At 35.2% G+C, this 18,495-nt stretch carries 15 protein-coding genes and 3 tRNA genes; 15 read left to right on the top strand and 3 right to left on the bottom strand.

The features are described from left to right. Positions 1 to 103 precede the first annotated feature (103 nt). The 5 genes from GGR10_RS05500 to GGR10_RS05480 all read left to right on the top strand — a co-directional run bounded on the left by GGR10_RS05500 (position 104) and on the right by GGR10_RS05480 (position 2,926). Positions 104 to 412 carry an antA/AntB antirepressor family protein gene (locus GGR10_RS05500; protein ID WP_182480268.1) on the top strand — a complete coding sequence of 103 codons (309 nt, stop codon included), beginning with the start codon at positions 104 to 106 and terminating at the stop codon, positions 410 to 412. 53 nt (positions 413 to 465) lie between these two features. Next, positions 466 to 1,224 (top strand): antA/AntB antirepressor family protein, encoded by a 759-nt coding sequence (locus GGR10_RS05495; protein ID WP_182480267.1) that lies wholly within the window; start codon positions 466 to 468, stop codon positions 1,222 to 1,224. Between the two features lie 11 nt (positions 1,225 to 1,235). Next, on the top strand, positions 1,236 to 2,027 hold the full coding sequence (locus GGR10_RS05490) for a recombinase RecT (RefSeq protein WP_182480266.1): 792 nt from the start codon (positions 1,236 to 1,238) through the stop codon (positions 2,025 to 2,027). 1 nt (position 2,028) lies between these two features. Then, the gene (locus GGR10_RS05485; RefSeq protein WP_078689727.1) at positions 2,029 to 2,649 is read left to right on the top strand and encodes a lambda exonuclease family protein; all 621 of its coding nucleotides are present in this window, start codon (positions 2,029 to 2,031) and stop codon (positions 2,647 to 2,649) included. Between the two features lie 85 nt (positions 2,650 to 2,734). Then, positions 2,735 to 2,926: a helix-turn-helix transcriptional regulator gene (locus GGR10_RS05480; protein ID WP_182480273.1), complete on the top strand. Its 192-nt coding sequence runs from the start codon at positions 2,735 to 2,737 to the stop codon at positions 2,924 to 2,926. Positions 2,927 to 3,036: 110 nt separating this feature from the next. Here the strand turns inward: GGR10_RS05480 and GGR10_RS05475 are convergent. Beyond that, positions 3,037 to 3,122 (bottom strand) — tRNA-Leu (locus tag GGR10_RS05475). Positions 3,123 to 3,287: 165 nt separating this feature from the next. Here GGR10_RS05475 and ilvA point away from each other — a divergent pair. From ilvA to GGR10_RS05460, 3 genes are all read left to right on the top strand, one after another. Beyond that, entirely contained in the window at positions 3,288 to 4,553 is a 1,266-nt protein-coding gene (gene ilvA, locus GGR10_RS05470; protein WP_182480265.1) for a threonine ammonia-lyase IlvA, read from the top strand. 36 nt (positions 4,554 to 4,589) lie between these two features. Then, positions 4,590 to 5,120, top strand: a complete 531-nt coding sequence (locus GGR10_RS05465; RefSeq protein WP_182480264.1) for a hypothetical protein — start codon at positions 4,590 to 4,592, stop codon at positions 5,118 to 5,120. Positions 5,121 to 5,420: 300 nt separating this feature from the next. Next, entirely contained in the window at positions 5,421 to 6,785 is a 1,365-nt protein-coding gene (locus GGR10_RS05460; RefSeq protein ID WP_182480263.1) for a DEAD/DEAH box helicase, read from the top strand. Between the two features lie 1,302 nt (positions 6,786 to 8,087). Here GGR10_RS05460 and GGR10_RS05455 read toward each other — a convergent pair. Beyond that, positions 8,088 to 8,909, bottom strand: coding sequence for an outer membrane protein (locus GGR10_RS05455; RefSeq protein WP_182480262.1), 822 nt, complete (start codon positions 8,907 to 8,909; stop codon positions 8,088 to 8,090). 765 nt (positions 8,910 to 9,674) lie between these two features. Between GGR10_RS05455 and GGR10_RS05450 the strand changes: the two genes are divergently transcribed. Then, positions 9,675 to 11,069, top strand: coding sequence for an AAA family ATPase (locus GGR10_RS05450; protein ID WP_182480261.1), 1,395 nt, complete (start codon positions 9,675 to 9,677; stop codon positions 11,067 to 11,069). Between the two features lie 96 nt (positions 11,070 to 11,165). On the opposite strand, the gene GGR10_RS05445 is transcribed toward GGR10_RS05450, so the two are convergent. Beyond that, positions 11,166 to 11,240 (bottom strand) — tRNA-Asn (locus GGR10_RS05445). Positions 11,241 to 11,427: 187 nt separating this feature from the next. On the opposite strand from GGR10_RS05445, the gene GGR10_RS05440 reads away from it, so the two are divergent. The 6 genes from GGR10_RS05440 (at position 11,428) to GGR10_RS05415 (ending at position 18,405) form a co-directional block, all read left to right on the top strand. Beyond that, positions 11,428 to 11,501: transfer RNA gene (locus tag GGR10_RS05440), tRNA-Cys, on the top strand. A 206-nt stretch (positions 11,502 to 11,707) separates the two neighbouring features. Further along, positions 11,708 to 12,382, top strand: a complete 675-nt coding sequence (locus GGR10_RS05435) for a protein-L-isoaspartate O-methyltransferase family protein (RefSeq protein WP_182480260.1) — start codon at positions 11,708 to 11,710, stop codon at positions 12,380 to 12,382. A gap of 58 nt (positions 12,383 to 12,440) precedes the next feature. Then, a complete protein-coding gene (locus GGR10_RS05430; protein ID WP_182480259.1) occupies positions 12,441 to 13,733 on the top strand; it encodes a TolC family outer membrane protein in 1,293 nt (430 codons plus the stop codon). Between the two features lie 232 nt (positions 13,734 to 13,965). Continuing rightward, a complete protein-coding gene (locus GGR10_RS05425; protein WP_182480258.1) occupies positions 13,966 to 14,532 on the top strand; it encodes a DUF2497 domain-containing protein in 567 nt (188 codons plus the stop codon). 166 nt (positions 14,533 to 14,698) lie between these two features. Continuing rightward, positions 14,699 to 17,422 carry a valine--tRNA ligase gene (locus GGR10_RS05420; protein WP_182480257.1) on the top strand — a complete coding sequence of 908 codons (2,724 nt, stop codon included), beginning with the start codon at positions 14,699 to 14,701 and terminating at the stop codon, positions 17,420 to 17,422. A gap of 197 nt (positions 17,423 to 17,619) precedes the next feature. Further along, a complete protein-coding gene (locus GGR10_RS05415; RefSeq protein ID WP_182480256.1) occupies positions 17,620 to 18,405 on the top strand; it encodes a tetratricopeptide repeat protein in 786 nt (261 codons plus the stop codon). The last annotated feature ends 90 nt before the right edge of the window (positions 18,406 to 18,495 follow it).

Genomic DNA, 18,495 nt, shown 5'->3' with positions numbered 1-18,495 from the left:
TAGAAAAGCAGAAATATGCTGATGAAGTCTACGGTACTTATGAAGAGCAACACCGTTTGCGTCCTTGTGATGTTTTAAACATGAATTATCGGAGGATGCAATAATGGAAGATCCTATTACTCATCAGAATAATACAACTGATCAAGTAATCGTGGGAATGGTGAATGCTCGTAAACTACATGAGTTTTTGAAGATAAGAACCGACTTTAATGATTGGATTACTCAACGCATCCAAGAATGTAATTTTAAGGAAGAAGAGGATTTCTATTCAGTACTTACTGAAGGTTCAAATGATAATCATCCAAAAAAGGAATACTACCTTACCATAAAGATGGCGTTAAAACTTGCAAAGGTTGAAAAAGATTTAGTCTATCAACGCCTTGTGCGATTATACACTCTGATAGAGCAATAACCCTTTCTTCCCAACACATCTGAAAAACTAATCTAAACACTATGAGGTCTGCAATGGAAGCGCTTATCGCTATTCATAACAATACAATTAATCAAGAACCTGTTCAGACAGTCAATGCACGTGAATTACATGCTTTTTTGGAAATAGGAAAAGATTTTTCTACTTGGATTAAAGATCGTATTGGTCAATATGAATTTGAAGAGGGAAAAGACTTTATAAAAACACAAGATTTGCGGTCCCCAAAATTGGGGAACGCAAAATCTAGAGTTGTTCTTGCAATAAATTATCATCTCACCTTAGACATGGCGAAAGAACTTGCTATGGTTGAACGTAATGAGAGAGGTAAACAAGCCCGTCAGTACTTCATTGAATGCGAACGGAAAGCAAAACAAGTAACAACCTCTCAAATTGACTATTCAAATCCCCAAGTCATGTTAGGTGTTTTTACGCACTTAAAAAATGAAAATGAACGCAAGGATTATATCATTGCTAAATTAACCCCAAAGGCAGAAGCACTGGAACGTTTAGAACGATCTGATGGTTTGTTTGGTATAAGCGAAGCAGCAAAAATATTAGGCTTACTCCCCAAAGATTTAACAAGCCGCTTGCTTAATAATTATTGGGCTTATCGTAGTGGCATGGATAAACGTTTGTTACCTTATCAGAGTAAAATCAATGAAGGACTGATGGATTGTGTATCTAGAACCATCCAAATAGCCGGCGGAAGAGAAATGAGTGTTTCCAATGCAAAGATTACACCAAAAGGATTAACACGCCTAAGTGTGGAACTCCAAAAACAGACTCTGCATTAAGGATAAAGATAATGACAACTTCTATCGTAGCAAAAGTGGCTCAGAAATATGGTTTATCAGAACAAGAATTTTGCACAAAAATCATAAAGAATTGTATCAATTTCAATATTTCTAAGGAAGATTTTGAAGACTTTATTTACCTTGCCGATGGGTATAAATTAAATCCCTTGAGAAAAGAAATATATGCTGTCCCTAAAAGAGGAGGGGGCATTGACGCGGTTGTCGGCATTAAGGGATGGTATAAACTTATACATTCACACCCTAATTTTGATGGGATAAAATTTAAAAAAGAACGCGATAATGAAGGCAAGATAATTTCTTATGAATGCGCTATATATTTGAAGAACATTAAATATCCAATAGAAATCTCTGAAGAGATGGAAGAATGTAGACGCGATACAGAACCTTGGCGGAAATATCCTATTCGCATGTTACTTTATAAAGCTATTATACAATGTGCACGTCTTGCTTTTGGTTTTCCTGATATCTATGACGAAGACGAGGTCGATTGTATTGATGAGGCTTTTATTAATGAAGTTAATCACACCCCCCAAAACGAGAGGGTATCTGATGAAGTGCTTGCACAAATCAGAGAATTAATGGAACAAACAAAAACAGAAGAAAAAAAGGTACTCTCTTTTGCAAAAGTCGCAAGCCTCACAGAAATGTCTCATGAGACGGGGCAAATTATTTTAGAAGGTTTAAAGGAAAGGCAACGCTTCCAAATGGAAGAAGAGCAACAAACTTTGTCTTCACCAAAACAGCTACACACACCAACTCAACAAGATCTACCAGGGGTGTGATATGGAACAAAGAACACCAGAGTGGTTTCAAGCTCGTTTAGGTAAAGTCACAGCTTCAAATATTAACAGCATCGTTGATAAAACAGCTAAAGGCTCACCGACAAGTAAATATGAAGAGTACAAACTCAAACTCATTGGAGAACGCTTAACGGGCATAACAAGTCTATCTTATGAAACACATGCTATGCGATGGGGACGTAAATATGAAGACAGTGCAATTCAAAAATACAGCCTTAGACGTTTGGTTACTGTCACACGGTGCGGATTTATTCCTCACCCGACAATTGAAATGGCAGGGGCTAGTCCTGATGGTCTTATTGGTGATGAGGGGCTCATAGAGGTCAAATGCCCTCAACTAACAACGTATACACGTTTTTTGCTAGATAGTGAAATCAAGCCTGAATATATCTTACAAATGCAATTCCAAATGGCTTGCACAGGGCGAAAATGGTGTGATTTTGTTAGCTATAACCCCTTGTTTGTAGATAAATCACCTCACTTATGTATCAAAGTTCAACGCGTTCAACGCGATGATGAGCAGATTGAACGTATCAATAAGGCTGTCGAAACTTTTTTAGAAGAAATAGAACAAGAAACGCGTGTCTTTACGCAAGCTGCTTAACCCCATAGGGGGTGCTCTTTTCCTCACGTTTCCTTCTAAAGCGCCCCCACCCAATTTATGTAATATAAAAAAAGAAAGGTAAGAGATAATGTTTGATGATGGCGATAAATATGTTACAACACATGAATGTGCTCAACTTTTTAGCGTATCAACAACAACGATTCGCAATTGGGTAACACGAGGATTATTTTCCAAACCATATAAGCTGGGTAAATCAGTAAGATGGAGAAAAAAAGAAATCTTGGCATTTATTCCAAAGGAAATAAGCTGCAAATAACAACAATTTAGATAAAATTATATAAACTCCAAAGGGTGGACTAAAGAGTGGACTAAAAATTATCTAATTAAGTAAAAATCTATATATTTCAACATGTTGAAGATAAAAGATGGTGCGGACGGCGGGACTTGAACCCGCAAGGTCTTCGACCGGCAGATTTTAAGTCTGCTATGTTTACCTATTTCATCACGTCCGCGATAAGGGCTAAGGGCTTTCTCATAAGCTATATCTTTTATTTAATCAAGAATTAATAACAAAAGAAATTTCTTTCGTTCTGTGATAATTTTTGACTGACAATAATTGTTTTTGCAGTTAGAAGAAATCTATACACTATCAATAAATCAGGAAAATAAGTGGTGCTATGAGTGAATTTGTTCAAGATGTGACTAAAGCTATGGTAGCTTTACGTAATGTTTTTACTGAAACACCACTTCAACGCAATGATTTTCTTAGTCAAAAATATGATGCGGAAATTTATTTAAAGCGTGAGGATTTAACACCTGTACGGTCATATAAAATTCGTGGTGCTTTCAATTTTGTTTCAGAAATGCTTGATAAGGTATCTCAAGATGCAGCATTTGTTTGTGCATCAGCAGGTAATCATGCACAAGGGGTTTCTTTTGTTTGTCGCTATTTTAAACGTAGAGGCATTATTTTTATGCCTGTGACAACACCACAGCAAAAAATTGATAAGACACGTATTTTCGGTAAGGAATTTATTGAAATCCGTTTGGTTGGTGATACATTTGACCAATGTTATGAGGCTGCGCAATCTTTTGTAGCTGAGGGGGGAGGTGTGATGGCACCACCTTTTGACGATATTCGCATTGTTACAGGGCAAGCAACAGTTTTATGTGAGGCTGCTTTACAATGGAAAAAACTTAATGGAGAAAGTGAGCCAGATTTAATTGTTGTACCTGTGGGCGGTGGTGGTTTGGCTAGTGGTGTGAGCAATTTTTTACATGAATATGGTTGGAAAACAAAGATCCGTTTTGTTGAACCGGAAGGGGCGGCGAGTTTACTTGCATGTTTAAAGAACAAAAAGCGTGTCAAACTTGAAAATATTAATACATTTGTAGATGGTGCTGCTGTGGCTGAAATTGGTGCGTTAAATTATGCTATGTTGCATCAATTTTCACCCGATTGTGTTATTACAGTTCCTGAGAACAGAGTTTGTTCTACAATGGTTGAAATGCTCAATGTTGAAGGTGTGGTTCTTGAGCCAGCTGGCGCTTTGTCGATTGATGCTCTGAAAAGTATTTCTCGTCAGGAATTGAAAGGCAAAAAAATTCTTTTAATCATTTCAGGCGGTAATTTTGATTTTGAACGTTTACCAGATATTAAAGAGCGCTCTTCGCGTTTTCAGGGATTAAAAAAATATTTTATTTTTGGTTTTCCACAACACCCTGGTGCTTTGCGTAGTTTCCTTGCTCAATTAACACCAGATGATGACATTGTGCGGTTTGAATATCTCAAAAAATCAGCTAGAAATTTTGGTTCTGTTTTGATTGCAATTGAAACAAAAAAGTATGATAATTTTTACGTCTTAGAGAAAAATTTTCAAGCGTTAGGTTGGCCTTATCGTGATATTACTAATGATCAAGTATTGTTTGATTTTGTAATTTAAAAGTTTAAATTTTTTACTAGAGCGAAAGTTATAAAAATGAGATTTTTTCGTTATTTTACGCTGGGGGTATTTTTATTGTTAGGTGCTGGCGGACAAAGTTTGGCGGCCAAACAAACAACAATACAAAAAACAGAGCTTTTAAACCTAGTTGTTGATATCAATAATGCTATAAAAGATAGAAATTTTGCAATTGTTTCTGCTCATATGCCTGACCGGCTTTATAAAGAAATGGCACGTCGATTAAATACGACAGAAGATGATTTACGCAACAATTTGCTTAAACAACTCCATACTCAGTTTGAAAATTTGCCTTCTGACGCTTATTATTTAGATGAGGTAAAAATAGATTATCGGCAAACAGATAATGGTTCTTTTTACGCGTTAATTCCAACTACGCTAAAAACAGAAGATCGCATTATTCATTATAAAACATTGGCGATTTTTGATAATGACAGGTGGTATTTAATTTATGGAGGGCAGAAAACAATACAAAATCCGGTTTTTCTTGAAATTTATCCTGATTTTGATGGAATCAATCTTCCAAAGGAAACGGTAATAAAAAGATAAATAATAAAGCTAATGTTTCTTCTGCTTATAATAAATGCTTTTAGAAAGTGCTTGCTTTTTTATTTTAATCCAACAATAGTGTAACTTAAGACATTTAAGCTTGAATATTGGCGTTTTACAAAGTAATTTTACATTTTCTCTTTAAATTTGAAGATACTTATGAACTGCTCAAGTCGCTTATTTTTATTTAAGCGGTATTTTAAATGTTCAATGTCAGATCTCGATTATACGGGATTTAAAGATGATGTAATTGTAGCTTGTTAGCTGTTTGCAGTTCTTGAGCTAAAGAGAGATTTTGTTGTGAATATAAAAGAAAATGCCTTTGTAAAATTGGGTATACCTACACTTTTAACTGAAAACCTATTTATTGCTGGTATAAACAAACCTAAGCCTATTCAAAAACAGGCTATTCCAGTAATGCTAAAAAAGCGCGATATTTTAGGTATTGCACAAACCGGTTCTGGAAAAACATTAGCATTTGGGTTACCTGTTTTGAGCCAAATTTTGGCTTTAGGTGACAAAAGATATCCTAAAACTGCACGAGCTTTGATCTTAGTTCCAACTCGTGAACTTGCAGTTCAGATTGAAGAATCAATTCGTATGGTTGCAAAAGGGTCTCACCTTTCAACATGTTTAATTTTAGGGGGGGTGTCTCGATTTGCGCAAATTAAACGTATGAAAACAGGTGTGGATGTTTTAATTGCAACACCAGGGCGTTTAATGGACCTTGTCAGTGAAAAATGCATTGATCTTTCTCAGTCTCGTTTTTTGGTTTTAGATGAAGCTGATCGTATGTTAGATATGGGCTTTATTCATGATGTACAACGCATTGCAAAACTTTTGCATGAGAAGCGTCAAACAGCGCTTTTTTCAGCGACAATGCCACGGGAAATAGTTACACTTGCAAAGAGTTTGCTTAATGAACCAGTAAAAATAGAAATTGTTCCTCAAGGGACTGTTGCTACGAAAATTACTCAAAAATTATATTGTGTTCCTACAAGTGAAAAAAAGAGCATTTTGAATAAGCTTTTAACAGATCCAGCTTTAGCTTCGGTTATTATTTTTACGCGAACTAAACATGGCGCTGATGCTGTTGCGCGCAGTTTGACGAAGGCGGGATATTCTGTTGCAGCAATTCATGGAAATAAATCGCATGCTGCACGACAGCGTGCCTTGAAAGCTTTTCGTGAAGGGTCGGTAGGAATTCTTGTTGCAACTGATATTGCTGCACGTGGTATTGATGTTCCTGGAGTCAGCCACGTTATTAATTATGATTTACCGGATGAAGCTGAAAATTATGTGCATCGTATTGGCCGTACGGGACGAAATGATACGTCTGGCAACGCTATTACACTTTTTGATGAAAAGGTAGAACAAGTACGTTTACGTGCTGTAGAACGTGTTATTCGAATGAAATTGGTGCGCGAAGATATTCCACCACAAATTGCAGCACTTCCAGAGAAATCCCTTATACCAGAAAATGATAAGAAACATTGTTTTAAAAAATCTCAGTGTCAGAAGCAGACTTTTGATCATATAGATCAAATTAAACAATCACATACTAAAAATTCTTCATCTAAAAATAAAAGATGTAAGAAAGCAAAAACCACAACAAAACGTGCTAAATCATTTCGTTTTCGTAAGTCAATAAAGCAGGTGGCTTAAATAAAACATTTGAAAAATAACTAGGTTATATCAGAGGAAACCTGGGCAAAATCCTTAAGCTGTAGTAATAGATTTGGTGGTTGTGTTTTTTTTATGTATTTGGTGCTTTTAAAGTACCTAACCGTATATTGATTATCTGTTATAAGAAAATACAATGGGACACTTAAAAAAGCACACAAATAGCGCTATTCTAGCTGTAAGGTTGCAAAGTTGTAGTACGAAGCAATAATGTTTACGTAATGTATGAAATAGTTAGTGTATTTTTGAAGCAATTTAGAAATAAATCCAAAAGCGTATAGATTAATTTTAGTAATAATTAATCTGATAAAAAGGCTGGTTTTTCGTTATTTTTCAAACATGATAGATCTCATTTATTTGTAAGTTATATAGCTCTAGTGGTTACGTGCTAAAATACTAATCAACTCAATTAGTTACAATTCAATGATGAATGCATGCTTTAATTCAAAAGCAAAATATTTTTAAACTGATTTTTCAGTATAGCTTAGATCATTTACTTTAATTTATGAGTATCATTTTCGCTTGTTTGGTAAAAAGCAATGAATTCAAAAAAGAATTTGAGCTCTGTAAGCTAATATAAAAAAGAAATGAAGCATTGTTAATAAATTTTGTTGCTAAAACTGTTTAGCCTTAGCCTAATATACTTTTTATCACTTTTAAATCGGGAGAAGGTTGAAAGAAAACTTTTTGCAAGAGGTTTTGATATTTCACCTTATAGAAGATATTAATCCGGATAAAAAATATTCAAAACACAAAGCAAATAAAGGAATGCTTCAAAGGGCATGAAAAACCAATTATTATAACAATAAATGAAATATTTTCAATTAGTTAAAAAGTGTCTTTAATTTAAAAGATTAATTATATTATTTTGTTTAAAAATTGAGAACCATAATGTTTTAATTATTTTTTATTTTCAATAAATTGCAGCTATCTTTTAATTAAAAGAATGAACTAAATTGGTTTATATTAAGCTGAACTTAAAAACTTTCTTAAAAAGCTTTGAAATTTACATAAATGCCATTACAAATTTGAAATGGAAGAAGATAACCAGAAAAAGAAAAGAAACCCTGAAAAGTAAGAACCCTATTCAAAAAACACCTTCACCCCTCTATATTGCTATTTAAAATACAGCTCATTACAAACTTATTCTGTTGTTTTAGAGGCTACAATTTGTAATTAGAACACTATTTACAAAGGCATGAATTATGTAAATCTTCGAAAGATATTCATAAAATTCTGAGCAAAAATTAACAGAACTTCTTAACCAATTACGTCTTATAAAGATCAAAATTTATAAGACACACCAACACGGAAATCATTGGTTTTATAATCAATTTCAAATTTATCTTTAATAAATTTCTTTTTACCAAAATTTGAGAAACGATATTCTGCACGTAAAATAAGATCATCCATCATTGCAAAATCAATACCACCACCAAAAGTATAACCAATCATTGCTTTGGTTTCATCCACTATTTTATCTTTTCTTATTTTGGTTGAAACCAAAAGGGTGTCTTGAATCTGCGTATAAGCAACACCACCAGCAATATAAGGCATAATATGATCAACAGCAAAACCTACACGCATTCGTGTGGCACCAGCCCACTTTTGTTTTAAAGTATGACTTATAGTCACAATAAATTTTTCTAATAATTCATTGCTTGGCACCGCTTCTTGCAAAGAGTGTTGTCCCTGTACGCTATGTCCCTCATCTTTCATTTTATATCCACTACGTTTGATAACCTTTGTATCTTTTTTGCCAGACCAAATTACATCGGTATCAACACCTAGAACAAAACTGTTATTAAGGTCAAAATTAGCCCCTGCGTAAAGACCACCCATAAAGCCCGAAAGTTTGGGTAATAAATCTTTCTCAATCGATGATAATTTTGTAGAATCAACACCTTTTAAATTTAGAGCAGTCTTACTCGAAAAACCGCCAATTTGGCCACCGAAATAAAAACCTGTCCAAGAAAAAGAAGGAGCAACAACATTTGGTAGAACAACAGACATTGATTCTTGAGAAACTCTACCACTTTCTGCTTGTGCTACAGAAGATGCAACCAAAGTAAAAATAGATGCGGTAATTAAACATTTAGTATTCATATGTTGCTCCAAAGTTACACACTAAACTACATAATGATACATTTTTTTTCATAAAAAATCTGTAGTAAAAATGATACAAGTATAGGCAAAAATGAAATTCCACACAAAAAGCAGTAGCTTCTTTTTGTGCTTCAAAAATAAAATAAATATCAAACGTTTTGTATTTTTGTTTGCTCAAAATCTGTCTATTATATTACGTTAATATGATGAGCAAAACTCTATTGTAATATGTCTTAAAATTAAGACTTTTTCTTCCCTATTTTTTTTAATCTGTGCAAGAGAAATAGACATTTACTTTGATATTTCATTCAAAGGTATAATTATACATTAACGTGAACTTGGATAGCATCAGCTCAGGCTTAACAAGAGGCATTTTAAAATTGATGAACATGGAAAACGTTTGTGTGGGTGAAATAAATTCAGAAGAAAAACTAAAAAACACACAAAATTTACAAAAGAAGAAAAAGAAACGCTTCAAAAGTGATCATTACTCACCAAAGTGTGAAAATCTATCAAAGTGTGAAAGTAAAATGATGTCTCGTTTTTGGAGTAGATAGCATTTATCATCTTTTTGCTGATCCTTATTTTGCATGTTTTATGGATGCCAATGTATAATTATAATATCTTCCCACATTTAAAATAGTGGTTTTCAAAAAAAATTAAGTGTTTGTTGCTTGAATTACTTTGAAATATAATAATAAAATACTCTTATTCTATGATAACAACCATAAAACATTGTTTTTTAAAGATACACTGAAGGGTATTATGATATTTACTTCATTTAAATTAGAAAATTTCAAAGGGATAGGTGAACCTGTAGAAATAAATCTCTCAGGGGGAGATAGACGTTTTCCTTTTATTCTGATGGGGAATAATGAATCAGGAAAAACGACAACTTTACAGGGTATTTACCTATTGTCACAGTTATGTTTAGGGAAACAATTAACAGATGAAGAGCTTGCTTCTATACGTCCTAAAATAGGTTATTTTAATAAAGGTATTATCTTATCTGCCACAATTTTAGTAGATGAAGCGGAGATTGAAAAATTAGCTAAGCTTAACACACTGAAAAAAATCAAAGATGATTTCTCTGAAAATAACCAACTAAATTTATCTTTTGCATATTCATTTGCTAATAGTTTTTGCACAGAAAAGCGTGTAATGATCAACAATAAGGATTATGGAGATAAAACAGTAACAACTCTTTTAGATTATATACAGAACCATATTCCTGAAATCGTCTATTATGATGATTTTATGTTTGATGTGCCTAATAAAATTAGGTTTTTAAAAACTGCAGCTCAAGATTCAAATAAAGAATTAACACAGGACAGTTTGTTGAACGATAAAAAAAACCTTTTATGGCATAATATTTTTAATGATTTACTGATTGGTGCTCATAAACATCAAACTGGGGGGAAAACTGAATTGGATATTAATTTTCAACGTGATGTCGTTGATTGTGATGATGAAGACGTAGTTGATCAACGTCTATCTTCTATGAATAATTATCTTAATAGTGTTGTTACCAAAGATTGGGAAGACATTACAGGAGGAAAAACTGTATTTGATAGCTTTAGCATAAAAACAGTAACAGGATCAAATCCCAATTTTCTAGATTATTGTTTAAAGGTCAAAGCTAACGGTCGCACTTTTTCTTTACATGAAAGAAGTAAAGGGTGCCGTTGGTTCTTTTGTTTTAAAGTGCTTACAGATATTCGTACCAATAGGAGCAAAAATGGAACAATTTTCTTGTTGGATGAACCTGCAAGTAATCTACATATCCATCCCCAAGAAAAAATATTACAATCTTTGCAGAAATTATCAGGGTCTGACAACAATAGCGTGATTTATTCTACTCATTCTCCTTATTTGATTGAGGAGACTAAAGTGGATAATTTATTTATTGTTCGTAATGAAGCGTCTGATTGCGATCATCCTAAAATTCTATGCAGCAAAATTTCTCAATTAGATAACAGCAGCGACGAAGTGTCGAGATCAGTTGAGCCTTTTTTACAGAAACTTGTGATGAATTGTGTTAAACATCTTGGTAATAACCGGAAAGAAAGATTTTCACGACTTTATAATTTTATTAAAGAGACTGGTCCTCTTGCTGATTCTATCGAAAAAGCCATTAATTTAATACAGAAAATTCTCTGACAAGTTATATTAGAAAATCTTATTTCCTAGCCTTGTTGTTTTATCGCTAACTTTAAAAATATCAATAAAATCAATAGGTTACAGAGAGAAAATAAATGGCTCCCCGGGCCGGATTCGAACCAGCGACCAACCGGTTAACAGCCGGTTGCTCTACCACTGAGCTACCGAGGAATAACACCAATTTATTTTAGTGCAAGGGCTATAGCAAAGCAATATTCATTTGCAAAGGGTAAAATTACTTTTTTTAAAAAAAAATTCAAAAATTGTATAAAAAGAATAAAAAGGATCCAAGAAAGATTACTGTATCTTGACGGATGCATTACCTTCCCTTATTGACAATTTTGATATTTATTGATGAGGCCTCGTGGCGGAATGGTTACGCAGAGGACTGCAAATCCTTGTATCCCGGTTCGATTCCGGGCGAGGCCTCCACTTAATTTCGATTAAAATATTTTTTTATTGAATAGTATTCTTAATTTTTTGAGTGAAGTTACCTTTATATGGAAAATTAGCGCAATTAGAATCTTGTTATTGACTGTAACATGCTTTTTTGTCACATTCACAATGAAAGATATTACGCTTTTATTACCGCCATTTTGATTGTGGTTTTTGTTATGCATTAGGAGAAAAAACTAATTATGGTTGCAGATTTTGCAGAACTTCGCCGCAAAATGGTTGACAATCAAATTCGTACAGTAGATGTAACGGATTTATCGATTCTTGAGGCATTTTTAACGGTGCCGCGTGAAGATTTTGTGTCAGAAGACGTTAAAGATTTAAGTTATCTTGATGGAGATATCATTGTTTTTCCAGCGCAAGATAATTTACGTGCATGCTATTTGATGAAGCCTGCCTCTTTAGCAAAGTTGCTACAACTTGCAGCTATAAAACCATCAGATAGCGTGCTAAATATTGGTGCAAATAGCGGTTATTGTGCAGCGTTATTTTCAAAGATTGCTAGCTCTGTTGTTGCGTTGGAAAGCAATAAAACGCTTGTAGAAAAAGCAGATAAACTTTTAAAATATCATCAGTGTAATAACGTAGTTGTTGTTCATGGGCCGTTAGAGCAGGGGTATGCTGCTAAGGGGCCTTATGATGTGATTTTTATCGAAGGTGCTGTTGATTTTATTCCTGATGGTATCTTTGATCAAATGAAAGAAGGTGGGCGTCTTGTTGTGGTTGAAGGGCATGGTGGCGCGGGTGTTGCACAAATTTACATAAAAGAAGACAAGGTTATTTCAGTTCGTCGTAGTTTTAACCTTGCTGTAAAACCCCTTCCTGGTTTTTTAAAGACATTCGATTTTGTGTTTTAGCATTTAATTTCATCCATGAATATGCAAAGAGTTGTGTGATAAGTTTAGGATTTATAGTGTGTTTAAAATAAATAAAAAACTTCAGGCATGTTTGTTACTAATACTGGATGTTTTTATATCAGGGTCTACTCATGCTGGTACGTTGAAAGATGCTTTAGCTGAAGCTTATATGTATAATGCCAAGTTAAATAGCGAACGTGCTGCTGTACGTATATCAGATGATGATATGGTCATTGCACGCTCAAATTTTTTGCCGCAAATTGAAGGGATTGGAACCTATGGCCGGAATAAGCCTGTAATGGGTTCTCATAATGTTTCTGGATCTGTAGGAATAAAGTTAAGTCAAAGATTATTTGACGGTTTTGTGACACAAAATACATTTTTTTCAGCTCAAGTTAAAACACAAGCGCAACGTGAATATCTTCGCAACGCTGAACAAAATATGTTTTTGGATGCTGTAACAGCATATGCTAATGTATATAAAGCACGTCGTATTGCTGATCTTCGTCGAGAAAATTTGGCTGCTCTTGAAGAACAAGTCCGTTCAAATGAAGCAAGGTTAAATGTAGGGGAAGGGGCTCATGTGGATTTTGCTCAAGCACAGGCGGCGCGTTCTGTAGCTGTTTCTGAATTTAGTCTTGCTTGTGCTGATGTGAAGGCAATGGAAGCCATTTATCGTCAAATCATTGGTTCAGATCCTACACAGTTAGAACGCCCACCAGTGGCGACAGAGCTTCCGGAGAATCTTGATATTGGTTATCGAGTTGGTGATATCATGCATCCAGCGATTCTTTATGCAAGATATTTGACTGATGCCAGTTCTTATAATGTAAAAGCAAAAGAGGGGGCTTTGCTTCCTAAAGTAGATTTTTCCACAACAGTATCTTATAATCGAATTTATAGTGGCCCTGGTGAGAATGGGGTTTCTCAATCGGTCGGAGTTTCATTGAGTGTTCCAATTTTTGAAGGTGGGCGTACATCTGCGCAGGTTCGTCAATCAAAAGAGCAGTTTGAACAGGCTCGTCTCCAACTTACTGTAGCTCAAAATGGTGTGAGACAAGCATTAACTGCTGCCTGGTTTCAGTTAGAGGGTGCACGTGCGTCTGTTATTGCTTATCGTGAGAGTGTTCGTGCTGCTGAAATTGCTCTTAAAGGTCGTATTCAAGAAAACCGAGTGGGGCAAGCAACTACATTAGATGTTTTGAACTCTCGAACTCAGTTGATTAATGCCCAAATTGCATTGGCAATTGCAGAACGGGATGTTGTGGTTGCAAGCTATAGTGTTCAATCTTCTATTGGAAAATTGACTGCAAATTATTTAGGTTTGAGGACGATTAAATATACTCGCTGAAACTATAAACTATGCGTGTAAGTGGTTAGCATTTAAGGGGTAAATAAATCAAATTGCTAATCATATTGAAAAATATATTGTTTACATGTAATTTCATTTTAAGCGGGGAAATTCACTTAACTAAGGAAAGAAAGTTGTGTGTGGCATCATATTTCGTATGAAGAAACATAGCAATCTTATAATTCTTTTATTACACTGATGCATTGTTTTGCGTTTTTAAGAGGTTTTTAATATGGTACAGAGTTCAAATGCGTTACGTGAGCCAAGTATGGATGAGATTTTAACATCTATTCGTGAAATCATTGAAGAGAATGCAGTTCAGGCTGATCATTTTGTAAATGAAACCCTTGCTGATGCTTCTTCTGAAAAACACTCAGAGGTATCTTCAGAAGATGTTTGTGAAACCACTTTATCAGTTGATGATGCAATGAAAGCTTTGGCTGACCGTATTGGCCTTTCCTCTGATAACCAAGATTTTTCTTTGTCTCAAGTGCAAGATAACACAAATGTAGAGGATAATACAGTTAGTATGGGTGTACAAGCAACGAAACTGTCTTCGGAAGAACAGGCTTCTGTTCATAAAACAAAACAATATAGTACTAAGGCATTTGTATCGCAGCAAGAAAATACAGTTTCTGATTGTGTAGAACTATCTCCATATTTTGTCTCTTCTGCAGAGAAGATTGCAGAGGACATTTTACGCCCGGCTATAGCAGAGTGGTTACAGCGTCAATTGCCTGTTTTTGTTGAAAAGATTTTGCGTGAAGAGATAGCTAAGACAATTAAGAATTTACCTTAAGTGTTTGTTTATTACTTTTAGTCATTTGATATTTTCCTTTTATTGTAACAATTGGTTTGTAATTTTATAAGGCCATTTAAGTGGGTGACGTTTGCGAATAATGTTTGCTGGGTATTGGGCTGTAAGTTACGTTTTTTAGTGGTGTTATGAGTAAGTGGGTAAAAGAATGATAGAAAAAAACTATGATGCCGCTTCCATAGAGCCACAGATCGCAAAAGAGTGGGAGGCTCATGGTGTTTTTAAGGTGGGGGCTGGTTCAAAACCAGGTGCAGAGCCTTTTTGCGTTATGCTTCCCCCACCGAATGTAACGGGCTCACTTCATATGGGGCACGCTTTAAATACGACAATCCAAGACATTATGGTACGTTTTCAGCGAATGAAGGGTAAAAACGTATTATGGCAACCTGGTTTGGATCATGCAGGGATTGCCACGCAAATGGTTGTTGAACGCCAATTGGCAGAACATCAAGAACCAACACGTCAAGAAATGGGTAGGGAAAAATTTGTCGAACGTGTTTGGAAATGGCGTCGTGAGACGGGGGGCATCATTGTTAATCAACTACAGCGTCTTGGTGTTTCATGTGATTGGTCGCGTGAACGATTTACAATGGATGAGGGGTTGTCTCAAGCTGTTTGTGAAGTGTTTGTTACACTTTATAAGCAAGGGTTGATTTATAAAGACAAGCGTTTGGTTAATTGGGATCCAAAGTTATTAACGGCTATTTCAGATCTTGAAGTGGATTCGAAAGAAATAAAAGGTCATTTGTGGCATTTTAGATATCCGCTTGAAGGTAAAGTTTTTGATCCAAATGATTCAACAACTTTTATAACAGTTGCGACAACGCGGCCTGAAACAATGCTTGGTGACACAGGCATTGCGGTTAATCCTGAAGATGATCGTTATAAAAACCTTATAGGTCAAAATGCTATATTACCACTTGTTGGTCGCAAGTTATTGATTGTTGGTGATTCTTATGCTGATCCTGAAGAGGGAAGTGGTGCTGTAAAAATTACACCAGCGCATGACTTTAATGATTTTGAAGTAGGGCAGAGAAATGGCTTGCGCTTAATCAATATTTTAACGCAAAAGGCTGAAGTTTTTTTGCGTGATAATAAGGCGTTTTTTGATGGTTTGGTCTTATCGGACGAATTGAAAGTATTGGTGGAAGATTTGGATCGGTGTGATCGTTTTGTTGCGCGAAATCGGATCATATCTTTAATGAAGGAGCGGGGTTATTTTGTAAGTGTTGATGATCATCTGCACACTGTTCCTCATGGTGATAGGAGTGGAGTGCCTATTGAGCCATTTTTAACTGATCAATGGTACGTCAATGCTGCAGAATTAGCAAAACCGGCAGTAGAGGCTGTTCGTCAAGGCAAAACACAATTTGTTCCAACTAGTTGGGAAAAAACCTATTTCAATTGGATGGAGAATATTCAACCTTGGTGTATTTCTCGCCAATTATGGTGGGGACATCAGATTCCAGCTTGGTATGGCCCTGATGGTGTGATTTTTGTTGAAAAAAGTGAAGAAGAAGCTTTAGTTTCAGCTTTATCTCATTATGGTAGAGAAGTTCAGCTAACGCGTGATCAGGATGTCTTAGACACTTGGTTTTCATCAGCGCTGTGGCCTTTTTCGACGCTAGGTTGGCCAGAAAAGACGACAGAATTAAAAACGTTTTATCCAACATCTCTATCGGTTACTGGGTTTGATATTATTTTTTTCTGGGTTGCCCGTATGATGATGATGGGTATTCACTTTATGGGTGAGATACCTTTTCCAACTGTTTATGTACATGCTCTCGTACGGGACCATACGGGTGCAAAGATGTCAAAGTCGAAGGGAAACGTTATTGATCCACTAGAACTTATTGATCAATATAGTGCAGATGCATTACGTTTCACTTTAGCTATTATGGCAGCACAGGGGCGTGATGTAAAACTTGATCCTTCGCGCGTTGCAGGTTATCGCAATTTTGCTACAAAATTATGGAATGCCACTCGATTTGCAGAAATGAATGGGGTTAGGCATGGTTTGCCTTTTAAGCCGGAAGAAGCAAAACTTACTTTTAGTCGTTGGATTGTAACAGAATTATCCAAAACTGTTTCGACAGTGACTGCTGGTATTGAGAGCTATAAATTTAATGAGGCTGCTAGCGCACTTTATCGATTTGTTTGGAATACATTATGCGATTGGTATCTTGAATTTCTTAAACCTGTATTTCAAGGTTCAGACGAAGATTCCAAAAAAGAAGCGCAAGCATGTACTGCTTGGGTTCTTGATGAAGTTTATAAACTACTGCATCCTTTTATGCCTCATATGACGGAAAAATTGTGGTCTCTCACAGCAATGTCGGGCACAAAGCGCGAAAATATGTTGGCGTTGACGCAATGGCCGCAGATAACATTTGTAGATGAAGAAGCTGCAATCGATGTTAATTGGCTCATTGACGTTATTAGTGAAATTCGTTCTGTGCGCTCTGAAATGAATGTTCCAGTGGCTGCGCAAGCACCTCTTATTATTATAGAGGGGGAGGGGGCAATACAAGAACGTGTGCAGCGTTATGATACTATTCTTAAAAGATTAGCACGTGTTGAGACGATTTGTTTCTCTGATAAAATTCCATCTGGATCTGCGCAAATTGTTTTAGGAGAGGTGACTTTTTGTTTATCGCTGGAGCAGTTGATTGATTTAAATGCTGAACGTGCCCGTTTAATGAAAGATATTAGTAAAATTGAACAAGATATTGAAAAAATATCAGTTAGGTTAAATAACCCAAAGTTTATAGAAAATGCAAAACCAGAAGTTGTTGAAATTGAACGTAAAAAAATCATAGAACTGCGTGCTGCAAAGAACAAAACATCGCTTGCTTTAGAGCGCTTGGTTTAATTAAAATTTTTCATTTTTATGAAAGTTAAAAATTATTTAAATGTGATACATTTCATAAATTTTTTTCATTACGTATTTTAAAAATTGAAATTATATAATACTTTATTTTTATTTTAAAAAGGTAATGTATTTTAAATACATGTTTTTTTTAAGACTTGTAGTGGCACCAATGGCGTAATGAGATTGGATAACTTTTAATGACAAATAGCTTTAAAATGTTCAAAACTACGATGGCTATTATTTTAGGGATGCTTTCTACTGCTTATGCAGCGGATGTAAGCGTTTCCCAGAAAGTAACTAACCGTTCATCTGATTTTTTTAAGCGTGGTATGTCTGCTTATAAAAATGGACAAACAGATCAAGCTATTTCAGCTTTACATTATGCCGCTAATATGGGCCACATTGGTGCAAATTGGAAACTTGGTTATATTTATGCAAATGGCGATGGTGTGCCTGAAAATGATTATAAGGCATATAATTTTTTTGCATATATCGTTGAAAAAGGTGCTGATCCTGGCTCGGAAAATGAAAGTTATGTTTCTGATGCATTAGTTAAGCTTGCGGGATATCTTAGAAAAGGTATTCCTGATTCGCCTGTAAAAGCTGATCCTTCTTATGCAGTTAATCTTTATACGCAGGCTGCAACGAATTATAGAAATCCTCAAGCTCAATATTATCTAGGTAGCATGCTTTTAAAAGGTGAGGGTGGGGAAAAAAATCCTGTACAAGCAGCTCGATGGTTTCAGCTTTCAGCTAAGAAAGGAAATTCTTCTGCTCAGGCTATGCTCGGAAATATGTTGTTTCAAGCAGGGGAAACAGTTCGTGGTGTAGCAATGTTAACTGCAGCTTATGAAAAGGCTAACACAAAAGATCAAAGTTGGATTCGTCCTATGCAAGAACGAGCTTTTGCTATTTGTGATGAATTTGAACGGCGTACAGCGATGTCGTTAGCTATTGATATTCTTGAAAAAGGTAATTCTTAAGCAATTTTATTTACGATAATACACCTCTAATGTCTATACATAAAATTTTAGTTTTATGTATAGACTCACAATAAAATTACTTACATACAC

Origin of the sequence: Bartonella chomelii (genome assembly GCF_014138465.1) — a bacterium.
Taxonomy (GTDB): domain Bacteria; phylum Pseudomonadota; class Alphaproteobacteria; order Rhizobiales; family Rhizobiaceae; genus Bartonella; species Bartonella schoenbuchensis.
Note: the sequence above shows the minus strand (reverse complement) of the source record. Positions and strands in the feature narration are given on the sequence as shown.